Here is a 23,294-nt window from a genome sequence, read left to right as displayed (position 1 = left end):
AAATTCTCATTCCCAGGTTGGGGTAACGACCTTACCAAACGGCTAACTCCCTGTAGGTCATTAAAATCGCTTTACAGAAGGGGAGTTTTACCGTGTCACATCACTACGCACTCAGGCAGGCCGCCGTCGCCATCGGCCTGCTATTTGCCACATCCATCCATGCCGATACCGGCAAGCTGACGTTCGACATCCCAGCCGAGCCGCTGGAACAGGCCGTCAACCGCATCGCCAAGCAAGCCGACGTCCAGGTGCTGCTCGCCAGCAGCTTGGCAAGCGGACTGACCACCCCTGCGATCAAAGGGAACTTCACTGCTCGCGAAGCATTAGAAAAATTGCTGGCAGGCTCGAACCTGAGCTTGCAAGACAAGGGCAACAATAGCTTCATTATCATTAACGCTAAAGAAAAATTCTCAGCAGCATCCGAAACTGCCAACAATGAGCCAACAGAATTTGCATTACAGCAGACAGTCGTTACTGCAACCAGGACGCCAAAAAGCATTGCTGAAATTGCCGGCACAGTACAAACGATCAGCAATGAGCAAATCACGCAACAAGCGGCGGCTGGACGCAAGACCGCTGACGCCCTGGCACAATTGATTCCGTCATTGGCACCAAGCAGCGGCACCACCAGCAATTATGGCCAGACCATGCGCGGACGGCAGGTATTGATCATGATTGATGGCGTTTCACAAACGGGTTCGCGAGATGTTTCCCGGCAATTGAACAGCATTAGTCCCAGCATGATCGAACGTGTTGAGGTTGTATCCGGAGCCAGCAGCATTTACGGCTCAGGCGCGACCGGAGGCATCATCAATATCATCACCAAGCGAACAGACAAGTCCAAACCGATTAGTTATCAGTCAAAAATAGGCGTTGCCTCAGGCACCAATCTCAATCGTGATGGACTCGCCTATGAAATTGGGCAAACCATTTCTTTTAACAAAGACAAGATCGACGGATTCCTGGGAGTGAACTACACCAGCCGCAGCGATCAGCTGGACGGCAATGGGAACCGGATTGCCCTTGACCCTTACCAGACCAGCCGTGCCGACACTGATACTATCGACCTGCATGGACGGTTGAATTTCAATCTGGAAAACCACCAAACCTTAAGCCTTGGGGTTCAGTACTATAAAGACGAACAAGACACCTCATATGCACCAGATTACACTGGTAGTTTCTCAACCAACCCGACTTTCCGCGCAGTCCGGGGCTTGCATTTAAGCAATCAGCCATTTACCGAGCGCTATGCAATCAATACGCAATATCAGCACAAGGATTTCCTGGGGCAGATATTGAATCTTGAAGCTTACTATCGCAAAGAGAAAGCGCGCTTCTTCCCTGTGTACGCTGGCACCGCCTTCGCCAATCAGTCACAATCCAATATTGATGTCGCTGGCTTCAGATCAACAATCCAAACAGACCTGCAAATTCAAGACAAGGATTTAAAGCTGACATACGGCTTCGACTATGACCATGAGAAAGACAGCCAGTACTATGATCTGATGCAGGCGAGTAACAACGGTTTGTCCTATACCTACACAGGTAACAGCTTTGATGCCGGTCCAGACTCAAAAATCCAAAACTTGGGTATCTTCCTGCAAAGCGATTTCGTTGCCAGCGACAAACTCAACGTGCAGGCAGGTGTGCGGTATCAATACATCCGGGCTGAAACAGATGCATTTATCCCGACAAGGCAAGCTGCAAGGGCCGCGCAAGGGCTTGCTGCCGACCTGACTCCTGTCGACAGCGGATCAAGCAGTGATGCCAAGGCATTGTTCAATCTTGGGGCAGTCTACAAGCTCCAAGAACAACAACAAGTATTTGCCAATTTCTCGCAAGGGTTCAGCTATCCTGATGTGCAACGCGTCATGCGTGACGTACCATCCGGTTACAACTTGTCTGCGGCCAACATCACCCCTATCACTGTGAATAGCTATGAGCTGGGATGGCGCTTACACATGGAACAAGGACCGAATGTCGGAATCACTGGCTTCTATAACACCTCTGACAAGGTAGTGCAGTTCCAGTCTAACCGAACAATCAATGTTGCCAGCACGGATCAGCGTATCTATGGAATAGAGCTGAATGCAAGCTATCCTGTCTTCGAGCAGTTCAAGCTGGGAGGCACATTGGGTTATACTCGCGGCCAATTCAAGGACGCCGCCGGAGAGTGGCGTGAATTGAATGCGTACCAAGTCTCACCGGTCAAGGCCACCCTGTTTGGCGAATGGAACAACGACCAAGGCTCCGGCGTTAGGGTACAAATGCTGGCAATTCAAGGCTCAGACCGAGCCTACAAAGACTCCCTCGTCACCGTCAATGATGCTAACGTAGTCCCCAATGATGCTGCAATTATCAAGGGATACGCCATCGTGGATGTACTGGCCCATTTTCCGACACCTAAAGGGCGCATCGATGTTGGCGTGTACAACGTGTTCGATAAATACTATCGCACAGTCTACACCCAGCAGTCCGCTGTTACGTTCGCACCGGTTTCAAGTATTCCGGCTGAAGGCAGAACATTGGCGGTTAGCTACACTATCAATTATTAAACTATCCGATTAACGCCAGACCCGATACCGAACCCGGGCATTCCCATATGTCGGGGTTCGGTATTGTTGGATAGCATCAATTAACAACCTGGAAGACTATCCAATCCCATCAATGTTAATGGTTCATGGCTTGGCGAGATAAGGGGGAAGCCCTCTTTCCATGACATAGGATTTACCTGGATTAACAACCAAGACGTATCCAAGCCTCTACAATCAAGCGTACCGCAATCGCATTAAAGGAACGAGCATGTTACGCAAAAGCTTTCTATTGATCGTCATTTCCGCCTTGCTGCTGGGCGGCTGCTGCGGCTTCGGCCCGCATGGCGGCCATGGCGGAGGTCCGGGCACCTCTGAGCGAGGACAGGGCGGCGACAGGCCCGCGCCTGGACGTTGAGCGACTTGTCAAAAAGAAAAAGCCGGCATCTGCCGGCTTTTTACATCATCCCTTGCTGAAAGTATCGCAGGCTTCCACCTTGCCGCTCTTGTAGCCGGTATTGAACCATTGCATGCGCTGGGCGCTGCTGCCATGGGTGAAGCTTTCCGGCACCACGTAGCCCTGCCCGCGCTTTTGCAGGTTGTCGTCGCCGATCTGCGCGGCCGCATTCAACGCGGATTCGATATCCCCGGCTTCAACGATGCGGTACTGCGCATCGGCATGGTGCGCCCACACCCCTGCCAGGCAATCGGCCTGCAGTTCCTGCAGCACGGAAAGCCGGTTGGCTTCCGCCTCGCGCGCGCGGGAACGCAGTTGATCCACCTTGGGCAGCACGCCAAGTAGGTTCTGCACGTGGTGCCCGACCTCGTGCGCGATCACGTAGGCCCACGCGAACTCGCCCGGCGCGCCGAGCTGCCTTTCCAGCGTTTCATAGAAGCCGAGGTCGATATAGACGGTGCGGTCGAGGGAGCAATAGAACGGCCCCATGGCGCTCTGCCCCACGCCGCAACCGGTCTGCGTAGTGTTAGTGCTGCCGCCGAACAGCACCAGCCTGGGTTCCTGGTAGGTGCGGCCCGCCTCGCTGAACAGCTTGCCCCATACGTCCTCGGTGTTCGCCAGCACCGCGGAAACGAACATGGCCTGCTTGTCGTCCGCGGGCGGTGCCGTGCCTTGTTGCGTTGCCGGCGCATTGGCGCCGTCGAGCAGCCCGAGGATGGTCAGCGGGTTCACGCCGAATATCCAGCCCGCCACCAGCGCCACGACTACGGCGCCCAGGCCGAGGCCTCCCCTGCCGCCGCGCCCGCGCCTGTCTTCCACATTGTCTGAACGCCTTAATCCATCCCACTTCATGTTCGATCTCCCGTTAAACGCCTGCGACCGGCATTGCCGCAATCTAGCATTTTTACAACGATAGAGTAGCACTTGGCCGGCCTGTCGGCAGCAAATCATATTCTCATTGTGGAATGCCCCTGAATCCCACTAAAATGAGAATCGTTATCACAATATTCCGGCCTGACGTTCATGTCCGCTCCTCCAGAGTCACCCATCACCGATTTGTACTCCGCCCATCACGGCTGGTTGTCCAACTGGCTGAACAAGAAACTCGGCTGCCCGCACAATGCTGCGGATATCGCCCAGGATGCATTCGTGCGCCTGCTATTGAAACATGAAGCGCTGCAAGGACTGGCCACGCCGCGCGCCTACCTGGTGCGTATCGCCAAGGGGCTGCTGGTCGACCAATGGCGCCGCCAGGAGCTGGAGCGACACTACCTGCAAGCCCTGCAACACCATGAACCCCACACATCAGGCTCGCAGGAACTGCAACACATAATCGTCGAGACCCTGCTGGAAATCGACGCCATGCTGAACCGCCTCAACCCCAAGGCCAGGCAGGCGTTCCTGCTTGCCCAGATCGACGGGCTGACGTACCGTGAAATTGCGACTCAGCTCGAGGTATCGGAACGCATGGTGAAAAAATACATGGCAGCCGCCATGATGCATTGCCTGCTGCTGCGGCGCGAACTCAACGAAGCACGGGCATGAGCAAACCCGGCAAGAACGAAGGCGACCTAGTCGCCTTGCAACAGGCGGCGGAATGGTTTGCCGTGTTGCGCGACGAACATCCGCACGCGCAAGACCGCACCGCGTGGCAGGCCTGGCTGGATGCGAGCCCCTTGCACCGGCAGGCCTGGCAGGAAGTCGAGGCGATCCATGCGCCTTTCGAGCAATTGTCCAATATTGCGGACAAGCAGGCTTCGCATAACGCGCTGAATCAGCCGCGGACAAGGCGGCAGGCGCTCAAGCTGCTCGGCATCGGCGGCATGGCGTTTGTCGGCGGTATGCTGATCAAGCGCTACGCCCCATGGCAGGATTGGGCCACCACCCTGACCGCGCGTGCAGAAACCCACCGCACAATCGCAGGCAAGACCGGCATGGTGGCGCTTGCCGACGGCGGCAAGCTCTGGCTCAACACCCGCACCCAGGCCAAGGTGGAATACGGCTTCAGCCTGCGCCGCATCACCCTGCTCGCGGGGGAAGTCCTCGTGCAATCCGCGCCGGACAGCCAGGAACCGGCCCGCCCGCTCGTCGTGGACAGCCGGTACGGCCGCCTCACCGCGCTGGGCACACGCTTCACGGTACAGCAGCAGGCGGACCATACCTTGCTCGCCGTCTACCAGGGCGCAGTGGCGATCACCCGCCAACACGGCAAGCCCGTCGTCATTGAGGCTGGCTGGCAGACGCGCTTCGACGCACGGCGCATCGCCCATCCCGAACCGGCGTCGCCTGCGCGCGAAGCCTGGACGCGCGGCATCCTCATCGCCGACAACCGCAGGCTGGACGACTTCATTGCCGAACTCGGCGACTATTACCCCGGCAAGCTCAGCGTCGCAGCCGAAGTGGCGCACCTGCGGCTGATGGGCGCTTATCCTTTCAATGATGTGCCGCAAGTGCTCCACGCGATCGCCGAGACCCTGCCGGTGAGGCTTGAGCGCACCGCACCGGGCGAGATGGCGCTGGTGTCCGCACGTTAGAGCCTATTCAATCTCATTTCATAGGGTACGCATGGCATCAAAACGCGCCCAGTCAAGGCGCAGTCCGCAGGTAATGCTCATTGCCTTGCGAAGGGCTGCAACGCGGAGCGGGCGCATTGGGGCCATGCCCTTCGGGTTGTCCCGGCAGAGCAGCCGCTGCTGCGTTGCAAATCCTCGCCGGGCAATAAGCCCGTCTGCGGTTTGCGTCTTGCATCACCTACTCTGCCGGGGCAACGTGCCCTATGAAATGACTTTGAACAGGCTCTTAGGAAAAAATTTCATCCCCGAGGTTCCCTTTTCCACGTTTGCTTCGGTTTAGGGATGAAGCGCTTTAATTCCAACTTCTTCATCAGGGAACCTCAATGCATCATCAGATCTCGATCAAGCCGCTCAGGCAACACCTGCGCGCAGCCATCCTCGCTGTTTCCATCGGCAGCGTTCCAGTCATGCCGGCCTTCGCGGCGGAGCCCAATGCGACACTACATGAATACCATATCCCGGCAGGCCCGTTGAGCCAGGCGCTGAGCCGCTTTGCGGCAGAGGCCGGCATCCTGCTCTCGGCGGACGCCGCGCTGGCTGACGGCAAGGCCAGCGCCGGGCTGAACGGGCGGTACAGTGTGGATGCTGGCCTAGAGGCTTTATTAAAAGGCTCGGGCCTGCACCTGCAGCGTCTAGGCGAAAAGCGATATTCCGTCACGGCAATTCCGGCCAAGGGCGACACATTGCCCGAGTTGCATGTATCTGCATCCCAGAATCAAGACGCGGATAATCTGGAATACGATGGTCGGCATAGCTATGCCGCCGCCCGCAGCATCTCGGCCGCAAAAAGCAACGCTTCACTCCTGGAAACGCCTCGCACCATCAATGTCATCACCCGGGAACAGATGGATCACATGGGAGTCCAGACAATCACTGAGGCGCTGCGTTACACCCCTGGCGTAGTGTTGCAGTACAGCAACACGGACTCTCGCTATGACTGGATGACCGTACGTGGCTTCACCCCTCCCACACGCTATCTTGACGGCTTGCGATTGCCTTTCGGCGCCAACGGTTATTCCCAGGCTAAAATTGACCCTTACCTGCTGCAACGAGTTGAAGTGCTCAAAGGGCCGGCGTCCAGTCTTTATGGTCAATCTTCACCAGGCGGAATATTGGCGTTGAGCAGCAAGTTGCCCACTGACATCAAACGCGGGGAAATCCAGCTGCAATCTGGCAGATATGATCGCCAGCAAGCCGCATTCGATATTTCCGGTCCTATTGATGAAGAGGGTCGCATACTGTACCGCCTGATCGGGCTGGGCCGCGATGCGGACACCCAAACCCGCCATGTGGAGGATGACAAATACCTGATCGCCCCCAGCCTGACCATCAAGCCTAATGAAAATGTCAGCCTGACATTGTTGGCACATTATCAGAAAATCGACTCTCGCGGCGGTGCAGCGACAGCCTTGCCGATTCAAGGAACGTTACAGCCATATGGCAATTGGGGCCGCCTGCCGACGAGTACATTTATCGGCGAAAAGAACTACGACCGTTATGTCAATGAGCAATCGTTCCTTGGCTACATGTTCAGCTATATCATCAACCCACAATCGACATTCCGCCAGAATGTCCGTTATACACGTGTTGATACAGACTCCAGACGGGTGCAAGGAACCTGCTTGAGCGCGAACAATTGCCTGCCGACCAACCTCATCCGTTACGCATGGGCGTTCCCCGAAGTATCCGACATGCTGACGATAGACAATCAGCTTGAGACCCGTTTCAACACGGCAGGGCTGGAGCACCGAATGCTGCTTGGGGTCGACTATACGTACGAGGAAGCGACTTACCGCGAATCCAACCTGAACATCATCAACCTGATGGACTATAACGCCTACCTTGACCACGGCGCGCTATCGCTGACTGCACCAGCATGGGCAACCAAAATCGACTCCAGCCAAAGGCAACTCGGGTTCTATTTACAAGACCAGATCAAGTGGAGTAACTGGGGGTTACAACTGGGTGTACGTCATGACGATGCAAGAAAGACGAACAAGAACCTGGCTTATGGCTCAGGCGCCACTAGCCGCGTCACTAACGACGACAACGCGCTGAGCGGCAACATTGCCTTGAGTTACACGTTCGCCGGGCAACTGACTCCTTATGTCTCCTTTGCAAGTTCATTCCAGCCAAGCACGGGGGTAGATAGCAACGGCAGTCCTTTGGACGCGACAAAAGGCAAACAATACGAAGCGGGAGTCAAGTATCGGCCATCGGGCATGGATGCGCTATTGAACTTGTCGGCCTACAAGATTAATCAGCGCAACATCGTCACCACAGCCCCCGACGGCTCCCGCATGCAAACAGGCGAAGTGGAGATCAAGGGCGTCGAGTTGGAAGGAAAAGCAAGCCTGGGACATGGTGTTGAAGCATTGGCATCATATGCCTACACAGATAGCCAGATCACCAAAACCAGCGCATCCACCCAGCTAGGCAATGAGCTTGCCTTTGTGCCTCGCCATCAGTCAGCAGCCTGGCTGTATCATACGGCAACTTCCGGCATATTGGATGGTATGTCGTTCGGCCTGGGCGCGCGCTATTTGGCTGGCTCGTTCGGAGAGAATGAAAATCTTTATAAAACCAACGATGTCACCCTGCTGGATGCAACCCTGCGGTATGACCTAGCTAAAGCGAACCCCAAGCTCAAAGGCTTCAGCCTGCAAGTCAACGCCGCCAACCTAGCGGACAAAAAATATGTTGCCACCTGCATCGCTGCCGCAGGTTGTTACTATGGCGACCGCCGCAACATCTATACCACGTTGAAATACCAGTGGTGACAAGTTTGATGGCTTACGTAAACTGATATATAGGGACTGAATCGCCAAAGAAAAAGCCGACCAGAACGTCGGCTTTATCTTGCATGATCGGTCTGTCATTCCTGCACCATTCAGAACCCTATCACCAAGCCAAGGCCTTGCTGTATACACAACACAAGACTACCCAACAACCTAGGCAAGCGCACTACTCGTTTATTGCTCCTCCACCTGGTATTTCATGTTCCCTATCCACAGCTCGCGCCAGGCATTGGGCTTGGCGGAGAAATCCAGCGCATCCAGCTCGCGCTGCATCTTGGCGGCGCCCAGCGCGCCCATGTCCTTGCCCGCCAGCCGCCCGGCCACTTTCCATACGCCCTGCTCCTGGGAAAAGATGCGGCTGCCGTAGCCGTCCAGCAGCACCAGCTCCCGCCCGCCGTCGCCGTTCAGGTCCAGCGTCAATACCGGGCAAGGCTTGTCGGCACGGCAATTGAGGTAAATATCGCCGGTATTGTATCGCCCGAGCAGGAAATCCAGGAATGCCGGATCAAGCCCGGCATCGTGCGGATAAGGCGTCAAGCGCTCGCGCAATTGCTCGCGCGTCAGCGGTTCCGGGCCCTTGGGCTTAAACGTGCGATGCGTCGCTTTCAGCGCAGCCGCGGCCTTCTGCCGGATCAATTCCGCATGTTCATGCGCGGTATTGCGGACGAGATCCTGCAGGCGCTGGTTGCCGTAGCGCCCGCCTTGCAGCCGCAGATACTCGAAGTCAAAGTCATTGACCGGCGTGCGGCCGTCCAGCAGCCTGGCAACCTGGCTGCTCACCGCCACCCTGGCCGGGTCGAGCACCGGCGTCATGGTCAGTATCAGCAATGACACCGTGAACAGCGCCGCGGCAATATTGACCTGCCTTGCTTCCAGCATCCAGACGGCGCTGCGCCTGAGCACCGCGAACGCATAACCCAAGGCGTAGATCGCCATGGTGACGATGGCCAATACCGCCCATATCCTGTCCACGCTCCAGCCATATTGCGCGACGCGCAGGCCGAGCGAATAGGCGCAGAGGGCGATGTAAACCGGCATCGCCAGCAGGCCGAGGCTGATGAAGCGCAGCAGCCAGCGGGGGAAACGCTGCTCGCCCGAGGCGTCCTGCCAGGCGGCGTTGAACAGGAATACGGTCCATGCCAACAGGCACAGCATCAAGCTGGTGGCGTAGCCTGTCTTCCAGAGCAGGGCCAGGCCCTGGAACGGCAATGCCAGCAGGAACAGGATCAGGATTAGGCTCACCACGGGCAGCAGCCAGCCCAGGATGTTCAGGCTGGCGCGGTAGATGCCCACCAGCGCCTCCTCTTTCGCGGCATAGAGGGAGATACCGATGCCAAAGGCGATCGCCGTGACGGGATAGGCGAATATGCGGCTGGTGAAGAGGTCCATGAGGAAACCGATGTTGAGGACCTTGAACAACCCGGCCAGCAGGAACAGCAATATCCACAGCAGCCCGGTGAACAAGGCCGCCAGTACCAGCTTCACCAGGTTGCGCCAGGCGGCGGAAAACAGCAGCGAATAATCGCTGAACCAGCGATGAGTGACCAGCTTGTGCTCGGCGAACGGCAACAGGACAAACCAACTGCCCAGCGTAATGAAGCCAAGCAAGAAGCCGCGCCGCTCGACGCTGCCAACCGGCAGGCCGTCCACCCATGCCTGGCAGCCCATGTAGGCCGCGGCAGCGGACATCACCAGGGAGAAGCCCGCGGACATCCACCACAATGCCGTTTTGTTGCGGTGCGCGGAGAGCATCATCTGGCTCAACGGCAGCGTCAAGATGAATGCATACAAGGGCCAGATCACGCTCAAATGCTGGCCCTTGTCGACCAACCTGATCAGCCACTCGTGCAGCAGCCACAGGCCTATCCCCTGCAAGGTCGCCCAGGCGATGATCCAGCTACGCTCTTGTCTATTCATGACATTAATATCTCCCTCAGCAATAAATCTTCATTTATTCAGCGTGTTGTTTACACTATAATAGCCGGTCTTGTTTTTTCACATTGGTTGGCCATGCAAAGAACTATGCTCAAATCCAAGCTGCACCGCGTGCGCGTGACGCACTCGGAGCTGGACTATGAGGGCTCCTGCGCCATCGATGAAACGTTGCTCGAAGCAGCCGACATCAGGGAATATCAGCAGATCGACATCTACAATGTCAACAACGGCGAGCGCTTCACCACCTACGCGATCCGTGCCGAGCGCAACTCCGGCATCATCTCGGTGAACGGCGCAGCCGCACGCAAGGCCAGCCCCGGCGACCTGCTGATCATTGCCACCTACGCCAGCTATACTGAAGCAGAACTGGCCCAATTCAAACCCCAGCTGGTGTATGTCGATGCCGAGAACCGCATCAAGAACCAACGCCAGCACATCCCCGTACAAGCCGCCTAATGCTAGATCTAGAACAAATGAAGCTGGCCGTCGTCGACGCGCTGGAAGACATCAAAGCCTTTGACATCACCGTGATGGACGTGAGCAAGCTCACCTCCCTGACAAGCTACATGATCGTCGCCAGCGCTAACTCCACGCGCCAGGCCAAGGCGATTGCCGACAACGTCCGCGAGAAGCTCAAGGAAAAAGGCGCCAACATCCAGGGCACCGAGGGCGAGAAGGAAGGCGAATGGGTGCTGGTCGACCTGGGCGACATCGTCGTGCATGTCATGGTGCCCGCCACCCGCGCCTACTACAACCTCGAGCAACTCTGGGGCGAGGCCGAAAACCGCCGCGGCCACATCAAAGCCGCAGAGTAATCAGGGCCTGTCAATACTAATCAAGGAGTCGCGAAGACATGAAACATTTGTCCAATCAAGGCGCACGTTGCAGTACGTATGTCGATACGCACAAAACGGGCAACGCCGAGTGGACGAATGTTTCATGTCTTCCCGTAGGGTTGAAGCGAGAAAAGGCCGTCCACGGCGTTACCAATGCTCGCAAGGCACTCAGCCTTGCTGTGCTTGGCGTCTTGCAACCAGCCTTTTCTCGCTCCAACGCGATCCCCTTGATTAGTATTAACAGGCCCTAATCCTCCTTGAAGCTGCGGATCATTTCTGTCGGCCATAAAATGCCTGACTGGGTGCAATCCGCATGCACCGAATACACCAAGCGCATGCCGCGCGAAATGAGCGTGGAAATCGTCGAAATCAAGCCCGATAAGCGCGCCTCGGGCAAGAACTCCGAAACCGTGCAGGAAGCCGAGGCCAAACGCATCCTCGAAGCCGCGGGCCGCGATTACCTCGTCGCGCTGGACGAACGCGGCCAGGAAGTCACCACCCTGCAATTAGCCGACAAGATGCGCCTGTGGATGGAAAGCGGCCGCGATGTGAGCCTGGTGATCGGCGGGGCCGACGGCTTGCATGACAGCCTGAAACAGAAAGCCGACTGGCTATGGAGCCTGTCCAGGCTCACCATGCCGCACGGCATGGTGCGCGTGATGCTGAGCGAGCAACTCTATCGCGGATTGAGTGTCATCAACAATCATCCTTACCACCGCGAATAACCCATGACCAAATCCCTGGTGTGGTTCCGCCGCGACCTGCGCGACTACGACCATGCCGCGCTCTACCATGCCCTGAAGGATTCCGAACAGGTCATGTGCGCCTTCGTCTTCGACACCGATATCCTCGATGGCCTGCCCAAAGAAGACCGCCGGGTGGAATTCATCTGGGAAAGCGTACATGAACTCAAGCTTGCCCTGCAGGAACGCGGCGGCGACCTGCTGGTACGCCACGGCAAGGCGATTGACGAAATCCCCGCGCTCGCAAGCGCATTGGGCGCGGAGTGCGTCTACTGCAACCGAGATTACGAACCGGCAGCAGTGAAAAGGGACGACACCGTCAGGCAGCGGCTGGAGGCGCAAGGCATCGCGTTCAAGCGCTTCAAGGACCAGGTGATCTTCGAGCGCGACGAAATCATGACCAAGTCGGGCACCCCGTTCAGCGTCTTCACGCCTTACAAGAACGCCTGCCTGAGGAAATTGGACGACTTCTACCTCAAGACCTACCCGGTGAACCCCTACATGCGCCACCTGGCGCAATCCGCACCTCAGCCGATGCCGCCCTTGGAGTCGCTAGGCTTTGCGCGCAGCAACCTCAAGCAACTCAAGCTGCCTACCGGCATGTCGGGCGGCATGGCCTTGTTCGAGGATTTCAGCGAGCGCATGCCGCGCTACCGCGATGCGCGCGACTTCCCCGCACTGAAAGGCCCATCATACCTTTCGGTGCATCTGCGTTTCGGCACCGTCTCCATCCGTCATTTGGCGAGGACAGCCCGGCAGCAAGGCGGCGCGGGCGCGGAAACCTGGCTCAACGAATTACTGTGGCGCGACTTCTATTTCCAGGTCCTGCACCATCACCCGCAGGTAGCCGCAGGGCATAGCTTCAAGCCGGAATTCGAGCATATCCCGTTTCCCAATGATGAACGCCTGTTCCAGGCCTGGTGCGAAGGGCGCACCGGCTATCCGCTGGTCGACGCCGCCATGCGCCAGATCAACCAGACCGGCTATATGCACAACCGGCTGCGCATGGTAGCCGCCAGCTTTTTGGTAAAAGATTTATTGATCGACTGGCGCTGGGGCGAACGCTACTTCGCTGAACACCTGATCGACTTCGATCTCGCCGCGAACAACGGCGGTTGGCAATGGGCGGCATCGACCGGCTGCGACGCGCAGCCGTGGTTCCGCATCTTCAACCCGGTGACGCAATCGGAAAAATTCGACCCGGAGGGCAAGTTCATCCGCAAATATGTGCCCGAGCTTCAGCCATGCGACAATAAGGAGATCCATGCGCCGTGGCTGATCCCGCCATTGCGGCAGCAGGCGCTAGGACTGGTGATCGGCAAGAACTACCCCGCCCCCGTGGTAGACCACGCCATGCGCCGGGAGCAGGCGCTGGCGCTATACAAACGGGCTGGCAGCAAAGAGGAAACTCAGGAGTAGCCGGTCATGAAGCTCCGATACCGGCAGGCTACGCCGTCGGGTCGGTGAAGGAATGGTACTCCTGCAAGCGCTCTACCTCTTCCCGCGCTCCGAGGATGACCGCCACGCGCTGATGCAGGCTGCCCGGCTCCACCTCCAGGATACGCCTGTGCCCGGTGCTGGCAAGGCCGCCTGCCTGCTCCACCAGCCATCCCATGGGGCTGGCTTCGTACAACAGCCTCAGGCGCCCGCCGCGCCCCACGCTGCGGCTATCCAAGGGGTAGAGGAACACGCCGCCCCGCACCAGCAAGCGGTGCACTTCCGCCACCATGGTGGCAACCCAGCGCATATTGAAATCCTTGCCGCGCGGGCCGCTGCTGCCGGCAATGCATTCATCGACATAGCGCTGCACCGGCGGCTGCCAGAAGCGCTGGTTGGACATATTGATCGCGAATTCCTGGGTGCCCGTGGCAATGGTCAGGTCGGGATGCGTCAGGTAGAACTCGCCCTGCTCGGGATCCAGGGTGAAACCATGCACGCCATGCCCCAAGGTCAGCACCAGCATGGTGGAGGTGCCGTACAGCGCATAACCCGCCGCTAGCTGCCGGGTCCCGGACTGTATGAACGAAGACTCGTCTATTTGCCCCTGCGGCGCGGGCAATACGGAAAAAATGCTGCCGACGGACAGGTTGAGGTTGACGTTGGAAGAACCGTCCAAGGGGTCGAACACCAGCAGGTACTCGCCCTGTTTCCCGGCAAACGCCTGTGCATGCTCCATTTCCTCGGAGGCGATGGCGGCCACCTGCGGCAGCCGGGCCGCCATCTCGACAAAAATATCGTTGCTGATCAGGTCCAGCGTTTTTTGCTGTTCACCCTGCACGTTCTCGCGGCCGGCATTCCCCATGTTGCCGCGCAACGCGCCATGGCTGATTTCGCGCGCAACCGCCTGGCAGGCGCCGGCAACCTCTTGCACAAGCGATAAGAGACTATCCGCATGGGCATATTGCCTTCCCTGCCCGGCCAGAAAATCTGAAAGTTTCAGCATGATCGTCCACGTCCTTTCCGTGATGCTAGAGCAATATAGCCAGCGGCGGCACAAAGCGCCACCTGGATAACGAATTGTTTCATTTTTACAACTAGTGTGCCTCCACGGGTTCGAGTTGTATTAAATTCGATAGACAACTAAAAACCGCTCGGTTAAAGTGGGTTCCGTTTGTGTCAAATTAGAGACACTCAATAATAATTAGGACAGATGTATGCGCGTTAAAATTTCAGGGATTGCGATTAGCGTCGCACTTGCGCTCAGCATGACAGGCTGTGCGACCCAAGCCAATAAAGACCCGCTGGAAAGCATGAACCGGGGAATTTATAAGTTCAATGATACTGCCGACAAGGCCGTCATCAAGCCGATTGCGGGCGCATACAAGGCAGTAGTGCCAAGCCCGGTCCGCACAGGCGTCAACAACTTCTTCACCAACCTGGGCACCTTCACCTCGCTGATCAACAATATCCTGCAACTGGAACTGGGCAAGGCCATGGACAATGCCGGCCGCCTGGTGATCAACTCCACCATCGGGATCGGCGGCCTGATCGACGTCGCCTCCATGGATGACGTGCCCAGGCATAAAGCCGATTTCGGCCAGACCTTGGGCAAGTGGGGCGTAGGCAGCGGCGCCTACCTGGTATTGCCGTTTATCGGCCCAAGCACATTCCGCGATACCGCTGGGCTGACCGTCGACACGCTCTACTTCGACCCGATCCAGTACACCAATCACGTCCGCGTGCGCAACCAGTTGCGCCTGCTGAGCTTCATTGACCTGCGCTCGCAGTATTTGCCCGCAAGCGACCTGATTGACGATGCTGCATTGGACCCTTACATCTTTATGCGCGAGGCTTACTTGCAGCGCCGTGAGCAATTCGTCACCGGCCAGGCATCCTCGGAGTACGATGACTTCGACGATGACGACGAAGAAGAAACGCTGCCAGCCCCAGCAGCACAATAAATAATAGCCATCCAGCAAAAAAGCCACGCATTGCGTGGCTTTTTCATTTGGTGAAAATCAAGTCAAAGACAAAGGCTATTCGCCACTTGCCACCGTCATGCGCTCGATCAAGATGGAGCCGGTCTGCTTCGACCCCTGCACCAGCACATCATTGCCCACCGCCACGACATTCATGAACATCTCGGCCAGGTTGCCCGCGATCGTGATTTCCTCGACCGGATAGGCGATGACGCCGTTCTCCACCCAGAAACCCGCCGCGCCGCGGGAATAGTCGCCGGTCACCATGTTGATGCCGTGGCCCAGCAATTCCGTAACCAACAGCCCCGTGCCCATCGCTTTGAGCAAACCGGCGAGGTCAAGGTCGCCGTGCCGGACAATCAGGTTGTGGTTGCCGCCTGCATTGCCCGTGCTCTGCATGCCGAGCTTGCGGGCGGAATAACTGCCGAGCATATAGCCTTCCAGCACGCCGCTGTTGATCAACGTCCTGCCGCGGGTGGCGACGCCTTCATTGTCGAACGGCGAGCTGGCGAGGCCGCGCGGGATATGCGGCAGCTCTTCTATGTTCACGAGCGAGGACATCACCTGCTTACCCAGGCTGTCCAGCAGGAACGACGACTTGCGGTATAGGCTGCCGCCGGAGATGGCGGAAACCAGGTGCGAAATCAATCCCGAGGCCAGCGGCGCCTCGAACAATACCGGCACCTGGCAGGTCTTGACCTTGCCCGCGCCGAGCCGGCGCGCCGCCCGCTCGCCTGCACGCAAACCGACGGCATGTGCCGAATCCAGGTCGCCGGGATGGCGTGCGCTGGTATACCAGTAGTCGCGCTGCATGCTATCGTCCGCCTCGGCGATCACCGAGCAGCTCAATCCGTGGCGGGAGCTGGGATAGCCGGCATTGAAGCCATTGCTGTTGGCATAAGAGAACAGGCCTTCATAGGTCGAGACCGAGGCGCCTTCCGAATTGCTGATGCGAGCGTCCGCGGCACGGGCCGCCTGCTCGCATTCCACCGCCAAGGCCAATGCCTGGTCCACGCTGATGTCCCACGGATAGTGCAAATCCAGGTCAGGAATCTCCCGCGCCAGCAGGGCGGGGTCGGCCAGGCCGCAGAATTCATCCTGGGCCGTGTAGCGGGCAATATTGCATGCTGCGGCGACAGTATCCCTGAGCGCATCGGCGCTGAGGTCGGAAGTGCTGGCATGGCCCTTCTGCTGGCCGAAATACACCGTCACCGACATGCCCTTGTCACGGTTGTACTCGATGGTCTCGGTCTCGCCCATGCGCACCGAGACGTTCTGGCCTATTCCCAGGCTGACTTCAGCCTCGGCCGAGCTTGCACCCGCCGCCTTTGCCAAGCGCAGGACTTCATCGCTCAAGCCCCTCAGCTCATCCAGCGTGTATGAAAAGCGCGAACCACGCTCTGTCTGGTCGTTCACAGAAGTCTCTTTGCAAAAAACTGTTATCATACATCAGCATGAAACCTAACAAGACAGAAAACACCGAACACAGCATTGAGCCTGTCAGCAAGACCAAGCGCAAGGCAGAGGCGGATGCCCTGCAAGCCATAGGCGTGACCCTAGTCGAGCTGCCGAAGGAGAAGCTGGCCAAGCTGGACCTGCCGGAAGCCCTGCTGGACGCCGTCAACGAAGCCAAGCGCATTACCTCGAACGGCGCGCTGCGCCGCCAAATGCAGTATATCGGCCGCCTGATGCGCGACATCGACACCGCGCCCATCGTTGAGCAGCTGCAGCGCTGGGAAGGCTCGCACAATGAAGAAAACGCGCGCTTCCACCGGCTGGAGCAATGGCGCAGCCGCTTGCTTGAAGATGAGTCCGCGCTCGCGGAGTTCATCAACGAATACCCCAACACGGAAGCACAACAGGTACGCAACCTGATCCGCAATGCGCGGCGCGAGCAATCGGCAGGCAAGCCACCCAAGAGCAGCCGCGAGCTGTTCAAGATATTGCGCAGCATTACGGAAAATTTGACGACCGACGCTGAACTCGACACTGATTGATGCAATCAGTGCCATAGCAGGCAGGTAAGCCCTCCGGCAGTTTCCGGCCATGCCGGTACTAGCCGAGCGCGGACAGATGCCGCACCAAGACTGGCAAGGTTACCGCAAACTTTAACGACGCATTCTTAAGACCACATGGGCTTAGCTTATTTAACACTGGTACCTTTTTTCGGGGCGATCCTCACTAAACTCAGCACCAGGCTGGGACGCTATTCGTCCGCCTGGGTCGCCATCCTTTCGGCAACGTTCTCGCTATTCCTGCTATGGCCGCTGGCGGCACAGGTCTGGCAAGGCGAGACCGTGGTCCAGCGCATCGGTCCCTGGCTACCGGAGCTGGGCATCGACCTTGCATTCCGGCTGGACGGCTTGTCGCTGTTGTTCAGCCTGATGATCCTGCTGGTCGGCCTGATCGTGGTGATCTATGCCCGCTACTACCTCTCCCCGCGCGACAGCATGGGGCGCTTCTATGCCTACCTGCTGCTGTTCATGGGCTCGATGCTTGGCGTCGTGCTCTCGGAGAACATCATCCAGCTGCTGATGTTCTGGGAGCTCACCAGCCTGTCCTCGTTCCTGCTGATCAGTTATTGGCAGCAACGCGAGGAAGCCAGCCGCGGCGCGCGCATGGCGCTCACTATCACGGGCGGCGGCGGGCTCGCCATGCTCGGCGGATTCCTGCTGCTGGGCAATATGGCCGGCAGCTACGACCTCAGCGACATCCTGCTGGCAGGCGACGCGATCCGCAGCCACGAGCATTACTCATCCATGCTGCTGTTGATCCTGCTTGGCGTATTCACCAAGTCGGCGCAGTTCCCGTTCCACTTCTGGCTGCCCAATGCCATGGCAGCGCCCACCCCGGTGTCCGCCTACCTGCATTCCGCCACCATGGTCAAGGCCGGGATATTCCTGCTGGCGCGCCTGTTTCCTGCGCTCGCCGGCACGCCGGAGTGGACCTGGATCGTCTCCGGCATCGGCATTGTCACCTTCCTCACAGGCAGCTACATCGCCCTGTTCAAGCACGACATGAAGGCGCTGCTGGCCTACTCCACCATCAGCCATCTCGGCCTGATCGTCGCGCTGTTCGGCATCGGCACGCCGCTGGCTGTGGTCGCCGGCGTATTCCACATCATCAACCACGCAACCTTCAAGGCTTCGTTGTTCATGCTGGCCGGGATCGTCGACCACGAAACCGGCACCCGCGACATGCGCCAGCTGCGCGGCCTCAGGCGCTACATGCCTTACACTGCGACGCTGATGGTCATCGCCGCAGCCGCCATGGCAGGCATTCCCGGCCTCAATGGCTTCGTTTCCAAGGAAATGTTCCTCGAGCAAGTCGTCGTGTATGGCGATACCTTCGCCCCTCCCTGGCTGCTGCCCGCGATCGTGACGGCTGGCGCGGTGTTCTCCGCCGCCTATTCCATCCGCATCGCCCATAACGTATTCTTTGGCGGCGAGCCTGCCGACCTGCCCAAGGCGCCTCACGACCCGTCAAGCGGCATGCAGATTCCGGTCGCCATCCTAGTGGCAGCCTGCGTCGTGGTCGGCTTGTTCCCGGCAATTGCGCAACCCCTGGTCACACTGGTGGCAGGCAGCGCCCTGCAGAGCGCACCGCCTGCCTTCCATCTCGCGATTTGGCACGGCTTGACGCCCGCCTTGTGGATGAGTGCGGTCGCACTGGCGGGAGGCATCCTGGTATACCGCCAGCGCGAGGCATTCTTCTCACTGCAAAGCCTCGTCAACGGCAGGATAGACGCCAAGATCATCTACAACGGCGTCATGCGCCGGTTGTTCGCCTGGTCGAGCGCCATCACCATGAATGCCGACAACCTTTCGCAAAAACGCATGTTGTGGATATTGTTCGTCACGGCGATCGTGCTGGGCGGATACGGTTTCCTCAGCGGCGGCGGCCCGCTGACGGGCAACCGCGCCATGCTGCCGGTAGACCCCATGAGCGCCATGGTCGCCATCATCATGATGGTGGCGGCCCTCGCCACTGTCATCATGCACCAGCAGCGCTTCACCGCGCTGATCCTGGTAAGCGCAGTGGGCCTGGGCGTGGCGCTGACCTTCGTGAAGTTCTCCGCGCCCGATCTGGCGCTGACCCAGCTCGCCGTGGAGTTCATCACCGCCGTGCTGCTGTTGTTGGCCTTGTTCTTCCTGCCGCAGGCAACGCCGGATGAGCAGGACCGCCTGCGCCAGGCCCGCGATATCGTGATCGCGGTTTTTTCCGGCTTAGGGATAGCCGCGCTGAGCTATGCGGTGCTGACCCGCGAATATGAAACCATCGCCGACTACTTCATTGCGAACAGCGTCAGCGGCGGCGGGGGTGCCAATGTCGTCAACGTATTGCTCGTAGACTTCCGCGGCTTCGACACCATGGGCGAGATCACGGTGCTGGCATTGGCCGGCCTGGGCATTTACGCCATGCTCGACCAGCTCAAGCTGCTCAGCCCCAAGCAGGATGCCGAAGGCCGCCCGTGGAATCCCGATACCCACCCCTTGATCCTCGCCACCTTCAGCCGCATCCTGCTGCCGCTTGCCATGCTGGTGGCGGTATTCATCCTGCTGCGCGGGCACAACCTGCCCGGCGGCGGCTTCATTGCGGGCCTCATCACCTCGGCGGCGCTGATCGTGCAATACCTTGCCAACGGGGTAGAGTGGACGCGCAGCAAGCTGCCGGCCAACACCCATCCGCTCATCGGCTACGGCCTACTGACCGCGGCAAGCACAGGCGTCGCCAGCTGGTATTTCGGCTATCCGTTCCTCACCTCGACCTTCGAGCATGTGCACCTGCCGCTGCTCGGCGAGTTCGAGCTGGCCTCGGCCATGGCGTTCGACATCGGTGTGTTCCTGGTGGTGGTCGGCACTTCGCTGCTGATCCTGATCAACCTGGGCATGATCCACCAGGTCAGCTACTTGCCCCGCATCGGCAAGAACACGGGCGGCAAAGAGCCCAAACCGGCGCGAGCCGCAGCCATCGACAAGGCTGAAAAGACTACAACGAAAAAACAGGAAGACATGCCATGGAAGCCTTGATCTCCATCCTGATCGGCATACTCACCGCAGGGGGCGTCTATCTCTGCCTGCGCAGCCACACTTTTCCCGTCGTGCTCGGCCTGACCCTGCTGTCCTATGCCGTCAACCTGTTCCTGTTCATGATGGGACGGCTGGTCATCGGCAAGCCGCCCATCATCAGCGAGCAGGCCAGCAATTACGCTGACCCCTTGCCGCAAGCGCTGGTGCTGACCGCCATCGTCATCAGCTTCGCGATGACCGCCTACATCATCGTGCTGGCGCTCAAGGCGCGTACCGAAATGGGAAACGACCACGTTGATGGAAAGGAAGTCCGTTGAGCCACCTTGCCATCGTTCCCTTGCTGCTGCCGCTGTTTACCGGCATTTTCCTGCTATTGCTGCGCGAGCAGCGCATCTACGTCAAGCGCGTCATTTCCGGCATCAGCAGCATCGCGTTGATTGCTGTCGCAGCCAAACTGCTATGCACGGTCAGCGATGGCAGCATCCTGGTCTATTCGTTGAGCAACTGGCCAGCCCCGTTCGGCATCGTCCTCATGGCCGACAGGCTCGCCGCACTGCTGGTGCTTACCACCTCCCTGCTCTCGCTGTTCGCGCTGGTGTACGGCATGCGCGGCACCGACAGGCAGGGCCGCCAGTTCCATATCCTGTTCCAGTTGCAATTGTTCGGGCTCAACGGCGCGTTCCTCACGGCCGACCTGTTCAACCTGTTCGTGTTCTTCGAAGTGCTGCTGCTGGCCTCATACAGCCTGTTGCTGCACGGCGGCGGTCGCAAGCGCATCCGCTCCGGCCTGCACTTCGTCGTCATCAATGTGGTCGGCTCCTCGCTGTTCCTGTTTGCCGTCGGCGTCCTCTACGGCATTCTCGGCACGCTCAATATGGCCGACATGGCGGTCAAGGTCACCCATGTCAGCACCGACAATGTCGGCCTGGTCAAGGCCGCAGCCCTGCTCCTGTTTGTGGTGTTCGCCCTCAAGGCAGCATTGTTGCCGCTCTATCTCTGGCTGCCTTCGGCCTACTCGCAGACCAGCGCTCCCGCTGCCGCCCTGTTCGCCATCATGACCAAGGTGGGCGCCTACAGCATCCTTCGCGTCTACACATTGGTATTCGGCAATGAAGCCGGCCCGCTTGCCAACCTGCTGGACGGCTGGCTGCTGGGCATGGCGCTCGCCACCATCGTCATCGGCAGTTTCGGCCTGCTTGGCAGCAAGCGCCTGCGCCAGCAAGTCGCCTATCTGGTCGTGATTTCCGCAGGCACCCTGCTGACGGGCTTCAGTCTCGAATCCCAAGCCGGGATCGCGGCCGGGCTGTACTACCTGCCGCATACCACGTTTGCCGCCGCCGCGCTGTTCCTGCTTGCCGATCTGATCGTGCAGCGCCGCGACCAGATGGAAGATCGGCTGGAAGCCGGGCTGGTGATCACCAGGCAAAAATTCCTCGGCGCCACCTTCTTCATCCTGGCCATCATTGCCTCGGGCCTGCCGCCGCTCTCGGGCTTCATCGGCAAGTTCATGCTGCTGCGCGCGGCGCTGGAACATCCCGCCTTGCCCTATATCATGGCGATCATACTGGCCAATGGCCTGTTGACCGTGATCGCCATGGCGCGCACCGGCACCCTGTTCTTCTTCGAAGCCCATGCGGTCGACACCTCGACCAATTCCTACATCAAACAGGGCGAGCCCGAGCCGTTGCGCGTGCGCGAGCTGCTCCCCATCCTGTCGCTATTGTCGCTATGCGTGCTCATGACCTTCTGGGCCGGCCCCATCAACAGCTACTGCCTGGAAACGGCCAGCCAGCTGCTGGATACGCCGTCCTACATCCACGCCGTCCTCGGAAAGGGAGAACAGTAATGCAACGCTTCCTGCCCCACCCGCTGCTGACCGTCATCCTGGGCGTCATCTGGCTGCTGCTGAACAACAGCATAGACCCGGGACAGATTGCCCTGGGCCTGTTGCTGGGCTGGGCCATCCCGTTCTTTGCCCTGCAGTTCTGGCCCGACAAGCTCAAGGTGCACAAGCCGCTCACGCTATTGAAGTTCAGCGGCATCCTGCTATACGACATCATCGAGGCCAACTTCATCGTCGCCATGCGCATCCTGGGCAAGCCCGAGAAACTGCGGCCGGCTTTCATCGTGGTGCCGATCGACCTCGATTCCGATTTCGCGATGAGCATCCTGGCGAACACCACCTGCCTCACTCCGGGCTCGCTCTCGGCACTGCTTGCGCCCGACCGCAAAAGCATCCTGGTGCACACGATAGACGTCGATGACATCGACGCCTTCATCCACACCATCAAAACACGTTACGAACTGCCACTGAAGGAGATTTTCGAGGAATGATAGAAATCGCCATCCACATCGCATTCGTGCTGGTCTCGGCCGCGCTGGCGCTGAACGCCTGGCGCCTGCTCAAGGGGCCCAGCGCACCCGACCGCATCCTGGCGCTGGACACGCTCTATATCAACACCATTGCCCTGCTGGTGGTGTTCGGCATCCACATCAAGAGCATGGTGTACTTCGAGGCGGCATTGCTCATTGCACTCATGGGCTTCATCGGCACCATCGCCATGTGCAAATACCTGCTGCGGGGGGACATCATCGAATGAACATCGTGCTGGAAATCCTGCTTTCGCTGCTGATCGTCACCGGCGCATTGCTCACCTTCATCGGCTCGCTCGGGCTCGCGCGCCTGCGCGACTTCTACACGCGCCTGCATGGGCCGACCAAGGGCACGACGCTGGGCGTCGGCAGCCTGTTGATCGCTTCGTCCATTTTCTTCAGCGTGCAGGGCGACGGCGTCAGCCTGCACGAAGTGCTGATCACCCTGTTCCTGTTCATCACTGCGCCGATCAGCGCGCACTTGCTGGCAAAATCGGCGCTGCACCTCAAGGTGGAATCGCTGGTGCCCTTGCCGGACGAGGCCATTGCGCGCAAGAACAGCCAGCACAAGCCCTACCAGACGCTGGATTAGCCCGACT

The 23,294-nt window shown here is 58.8% G+C and carries 21 protein-coding genes; 17 read left to right on the top strand and 4 right to left on the bottom strand.

The features are described 5' to 3' along the window. Window positions 1-92 precede the first annotated feature (92 nt). Window positions 93-2,555, top strand: a complete 2,463-nt coding sequence (locus tag ACWXTG_RS13985) for a TonB-dependent receptor (RefSeq protein WP_480220246.1) — start codon at window positions 93-95, stop codon at window positions 2,553-2,555. 247 nt (window positions 2,556-2,802) lie between these two features. Continuing rightward, window positions 2,803-2,949, top strand: coding sequence for a hypothetical protein (locus tag ACWXTG_RS13980; RefSeq protein ID WP_480220245.1), 147 nt, complete (start codon window positions 2,803-2,805; stop codon window positions 2,947-2,949). 45 nt (window positions 2,950-2,994) lie between these two features. Here the strand turns inward: ACWXTG_RS13980 and ypfJ are convergent, their stop codons facing one another. Next, window positions 2,995-3,840, bottom strand: a complete 846-nt coding sequence (ypfJ, locus tag ACWXTG_RS13975) for a KPN_02809 family neutral zinc metallopeptidase (RefSeq protein WP_480220244.1) — start codon at window positions 3,838-3,840, stop codon at window positions 2,995-2,997. Window positions 3,841-4,011: 171 nt separating this feature from the next. Here ypfJ and ACWXTG_RS13970 point away from each other — a divergent pair, with 171 nt between their 5' ends. The 3 genes from ACWXTG_RS13970 to ACWXTG_RS13960 all read left to right on the top strand — a co-directional run bounded on the left by ACWXTG_RS13970 (window position 4,012) and on the right by ACWXTG_RS13960 (window position 8,341). Further along, window positions 4,012-4,533, top strand: a complete 522-nt coding sequence (locus ACWXTG_RS13970) for a sigma-70 family RNA polymerase sigma factor (RefSeq protein WP_480220243.1) — start codon at window positions 4,012-4,014, stop codon at window positions 4,531-4,533. After that, window positions 4,530-5,522, top strand: coding sequence for a FecR domain-containing protein (locus ACWXTG_RS13965; protein ID WP_480220242.1), 993 nt, complete (start codon window positions 4,530-4,532; stop codon window positions 5,520-5,522). The genes ACWXTG_RS13970 and ACWXTG_RS13965 overlap by 4 nt, the downstream gene beginning before the upstream one ends. A gap of 362 nt (window positions 5,523-5,884) precedes the next feature. After that, window positions 5,885-8,341, top strand: a complete 2,457-nt coding sequence (locus tag ACWXTG_RS13960; RefSeq protein ID WP_480220241.1) for a TonB-dependent siderophore receptor — start codon at window positions 5,885-5,887, stop codon at window positions 8,339-8,341. A gap of 192 nt (window positions 8,342-8,533) precedes the next feature. On the opposite strand, the gene ACWXTG_RS13955 is transcribed toward ACWXTG_RS13960, so the two are convergent. Beyond that, the gene (locus tag ACWXTG_RS13955) at window positions 8,534-10,276 is read right to left on the bottom strand and encodes a DUF4153 domain-containing protein (RefSeq protein ID WP_480220240.1); all 1,743 of its coding nucleotides are present in this window, start codon (window positions 10,274-10,276) and stop codon (window positions 8,534-8,536) included. A gap of 93 nt (window positions 10,277-10,369) precedes the next feature. Here ACWXTG_RS13955 and panD point away from each other — a divergent pair, with 93 nt between their 5' ends. The 4 genes from panD to ACWXTG_RS13935 all read left to right on the top strand — a co-directional run bounded on the left by panD (window position 10,370) and on the right by ACWXTG_RS13935 (window position 13,292). Beyond that, window positions 10,370-10,750 (top strand): aspartate 1-decarboxylase, encoded by a 381-nt coding sequence (gene panD, locus ACWXTG_RS13950; RefSeq protein ID WP_309564478.1) that lies wholly within the window; start codon window positions 10,370-10,372, stop codon window positions 10,748-10,750. Continuing rightward, window positions 10,750-11,109 carry a ribosome silencing factor gene (rsfS, locus tag ACWXTG_RS13945; protein ID WP_407995719.1) on the top strand — a complete coding sequence of 120 codons (360 nt, stop codon included), beginning with the start codon at window positions 10,750-10,752 and terminating at the stop codon, window positions 11,107-11,109. Before panD ends, rsfS begins: the two co-directional genes overlap by 1 nt. A gap of 278 nt (window positions 11,110-11,387) precedes the next feature. Next, window positions 11,388-11,855, top strand: coding sequence for a 23S rRNA (pseudouridine(1915)-N(3))-methyltransferase RlmH (gene rlmH, locus ACWXTG_RS13940; protein WP_309564475.1), 468 nt, complete (start codon window positions 11,388-11,390; stop codon window positions 11,853-11,855). A 3-nt stretch (window positions 11,856-11,858) separates the two neighbouring features. Further along, on the top strand, window positions 11,859-13,292 hold the full coding sequence (locus tag ACWXTG_RS13935; RefSeq protein WP_480220239.1) for a cryptochrome/photolyase family protein: 1,434 nt from the start codon (window positions 11,859-11,861) through the stop codon (window positions 13,290-13,292). A gap of 28 nt (window positions 13,293-13,320) precedes the next feature. Here ACWXTG_RS13935 and ACWXTG_RS13930 read toward each other — a convergent pair whose 3' ends face one another. Beyond that, window positions 13,321-14,316: a class 1 fructose-bisphosphatase gene (locus ACWXTG_RS13930; protein ID WP_480220238.1), complete on the bottom strand. Its 996-nt coding sequence runs from the start codon at window positions 14,314-14,316 to the stop codon at window positions 13,321-13,323. Between the two features lie 211 nt (window positions 14,317-14,527). Between ACWXTG_RS13930 and ACWXTG_RS13925 the strand changes: the two genes are divergently transcribed. After that, entirely contained in the window at window positions 14,528-15,274 is a 747-nt protein-coding gene (locus ACWXTG_RS13925; RefSeq protein WP_309564472.1) for an MlaA family lipoprotein, read from the top strand. Window positions 15,275-15,349: 75 nt separating this feature from the next. On the opposite strand, the gene pmbA is transcribed toward ACWXTG_RS13925, so the two are convergent. Then, on the bottom strand, window positions 15,350-16,708 hold the full coding sequence (gene pmbA / locus ACWXTG_RS13920; protein WP_480220237.1) for a metalloprotease PmbA: 1,359 nt from the start codon (window positions 16,706-16,708) through the stop codon (window positions 15,350-15,352). 38 nt (window positions 16,709-16,746) lie between these two features. Between pmbA and yjgA the strand changes: the two genes are divergently transcribed. The 7 genes from yjgA to ACWXTG_RS13885 all read left to right on the top strand — a co-directional run bounded on the left by yjgA (window position 16,747) and on the right by ACWXTG_RS13885 (window position 23,287). After that, complete coding sequence (gene yjgA / locus ACWXTG_RS13915; protein WP_457138030.1) at window positions 16,747-17,289, top strand: ribosome biogenesis factor YjgA; 543 nt, start codon at window positions 16,747-16,749, stop codon at window positions 17,287-17,289. Window positions 17,290-17,424: 135 nt separating this feature from the next. Continuing rightward, window positions 17,425-20,322 (top strand): monovalent cation/H+ antiporter subunit A, encoded by a 2,898-nt coding sequence (locus tag ACWXTG_RS13910; protein WP_480220236.1) that lies wholly within the window; start codon window positions 17,425-17,427, stop codon window positions 20,320-20,322. Continuing rightward, window positions 20,310-20,639 carry a Na+/H+ antiporter subunit C gene (locus ACWXTG_RS13905; protein ID WP_407995713.1) on the top strand — a complete coding sequence of 110 codons (330 nt, stop codon included), beginning with the start codon at window positions 20,310-20,312 and terminating at the stop codon, window positions 20,637-20,639. Before ACWXTG_RS13910 ends, ACWXTG_RS13905 begins: the two co-directional genes overlap by 13 nt. After that, window positions 20,636-22,168: a monovalent cation/H+ antiporter subunit D gene (locus ACWXTG_RS13900; protein ID WP_480220235.1), complete on the top strand. Its 1,533-nt coding sequence runs from the start codon at window positions 20,636-20,638 to the stop codon at window positions 22,166-22,168. The genes ACWXTG_RS13905 and ACWXTG_RS13900 overlap by 4 nt, the downstream gene beginning before the upstream one ends. Then, the gene (locus tag ACWXTG_RS13895; RefSeq protein WP_309564466.1) at window positions 22,168-22,656 is read left to right on the top strand and encodes a Na+/H+ antiporter subunit E; all 489 of its coding nucleotides are present in this window, start codon (window positions 22,168-22,170) and stop codon (window positions 22,654-22,656) included. Before ACWXTG_RS13900 ends, ACWXTG_RS13895 begins: the two co-directional genes overlap by 1 nt. Further along, the gene (locus tag ACWXTG_RS13890; protein WP_230347967.1) at window positions 22,653-22,922 is read left to right on the top strand and encodes a K+/H+ antiporter subunit F; all 270 of its coding nucleotides are present in this window, start codon (window positions 22,653-22,655) and stop codon (window positions 22,920-22,922) included. The genes ACWXTG_RS13895 and ACWXTG_RS13890 overlap by 4 nt, the downstream gene beginning before the upstream one ends. Then, the gene (locus tag ACWXTG_RS13885) at window positions 22,919-23,287 is read left to right on the top strand and encodes a Na+/H+ antiporter subunit G (RefSeq protein ID WP_309564465.1); all 369 of its coding nucleotides are present in this window, start codon (window positions 22,919-22,921) and stop codon (window positions 23,285-23,287) included. Before ACWXTG_RS13890 ends, ACWXTG_RS13885 begins: the two co-directional genes overlap by 4 nt. Window positions 23,288-23,294: the final 7 nt, after the last annotated feature.

The sequence above is a fragment of the Methylobacillus sp. DLP286 genome, assembly GCF_056636515.1.
Note: the sequence above shows the minus strand (reverse complement) of the source record. Positions and strands in the feature narration are given on the sequence as shown.

Excerpts from the sequence above, each read along its gene's own strand:
- ACWXTG_RS13935 (WP_480220239.1), top strand. The coding sequence starts at position 11,859 with ATGACCAAATCCCTGGTGTGGTTCCGCCGCGACCTGCGCGACTACGAC.
- ACWXTG_RS13960 (WP_480220241.1), top strand. The coding sequence starts at position 5,885 with ATGCATCATCAGATCTCGATCAAGCCGCTCAGGCAACACCTGCGCGCA.
- ACWXTG_RS13925 (WP_309564472.1), top strand. The coding sequence starts at position 14,528 with ATGCGCGTTAAAATTTCAGGGATTGCGATTAGCGTCGCACTTGCGCTC.
- panD (WP_309564478.1), top strand. The coding sequence starts at position 10,370 with ATGCAAAGAACTATGCTCAAATCCAAGCTGCACCGCGTGCGCGTGACG.
- ACWXTG_RS13885 (WP_309564465.1), top strand. The coding sequence starts at position 22,919 with ATGAACATCGTGCTGGAAATCCTGCTTTCGCTGCTGATCGTCACCGGC.
- ACWXTG_RS13930 (WP_480220238.1), bottom strand. The coding sequence starts at position 14,316 with ATGCTGAAACTTTCAGATTTTCTGGCCGGGCAGGGAAGGCAATATGCC.
- ypfJ (WP_480220244.1), bottom strand. The coding sequence starts at position 3,840 with ATGAAGTGGGATGGATTAAGGCGTTCAGACAATGTGGAAGACAGGCGC.
- ACWXTG_RS13955 (WP_480220240.1), bottom strand. The coding sequence starts at position 10,276 with ATGAATAGACAAGAGCGTAGCTGGATCATCGCCTGGGCGACCTTGCAG.
- rsfS (WP_407995719.1), top strand. The coding sequence starts at position 10,750 with ATGCTAGATCTAGAACAAATGAAGCTGGCCGTCGTCGACGCGCTGGAA.
- ACWXTG_RS13910 (WP_480220236.1), top strand. The coding sequence starts at position 17,425 with ATGGGCTTAGCTTATTTAACACTGGTACCTTTTTTCGGGGCGATCCTC.
- ACWXTG_RS13980 (WP_480220245.1), top strand. The coding sequence starts at position 2,803 with ATGTTACGCAAAAGCTTTCTATTGATCGTCATTTCCGCCTTGCTGCTG.
- ACWXTG_RS13895 (WP_309564466.1), top strand. The coding sequence starts at position 22,168 with ATGCAACGCTTCCTGCCCCACCCGCTGCTGACCGTCATCCTGGGCGTC.
- yjgA (WP_457138030.1), top strand. The coding sequence starts at position 16,747 with ATGAAACCTAACAAGACAGAAAACACCGAACACAGCATTGAGCCTGTC.
- ACWXTG_RS13890 (WP_230347967.1), top strand. The coding sequence starts at position 22,653 with ATGATAGAAATCGCCATCCACATCGCATTCGTGCTGGTCTCGGCCGCG.
- ACWXTG_RS13970 (WP_480220243.1), top strand. The coding sequence starts at position 4,012 with ATGTCCGCTCCTCCAGAGTCACCCATCACCGATTTGTACTCCGCCCAT.
- ACWXTG_RS13965 (WP_480220242.1), top strand. The coding sequence starts at position 4,530 with ATGAGCAAACCCGGCAAGAACGAAGGCGACCTAGTCGCCTTGCAACAG.
- ACWXTG_RS13905 (WP_407995713.1), top strand. The coding sequence starts at position 20,310 with ATGGAAGCCTTGATCTCCATCCTGATCGGCATACTCACCGCAGGGGGC.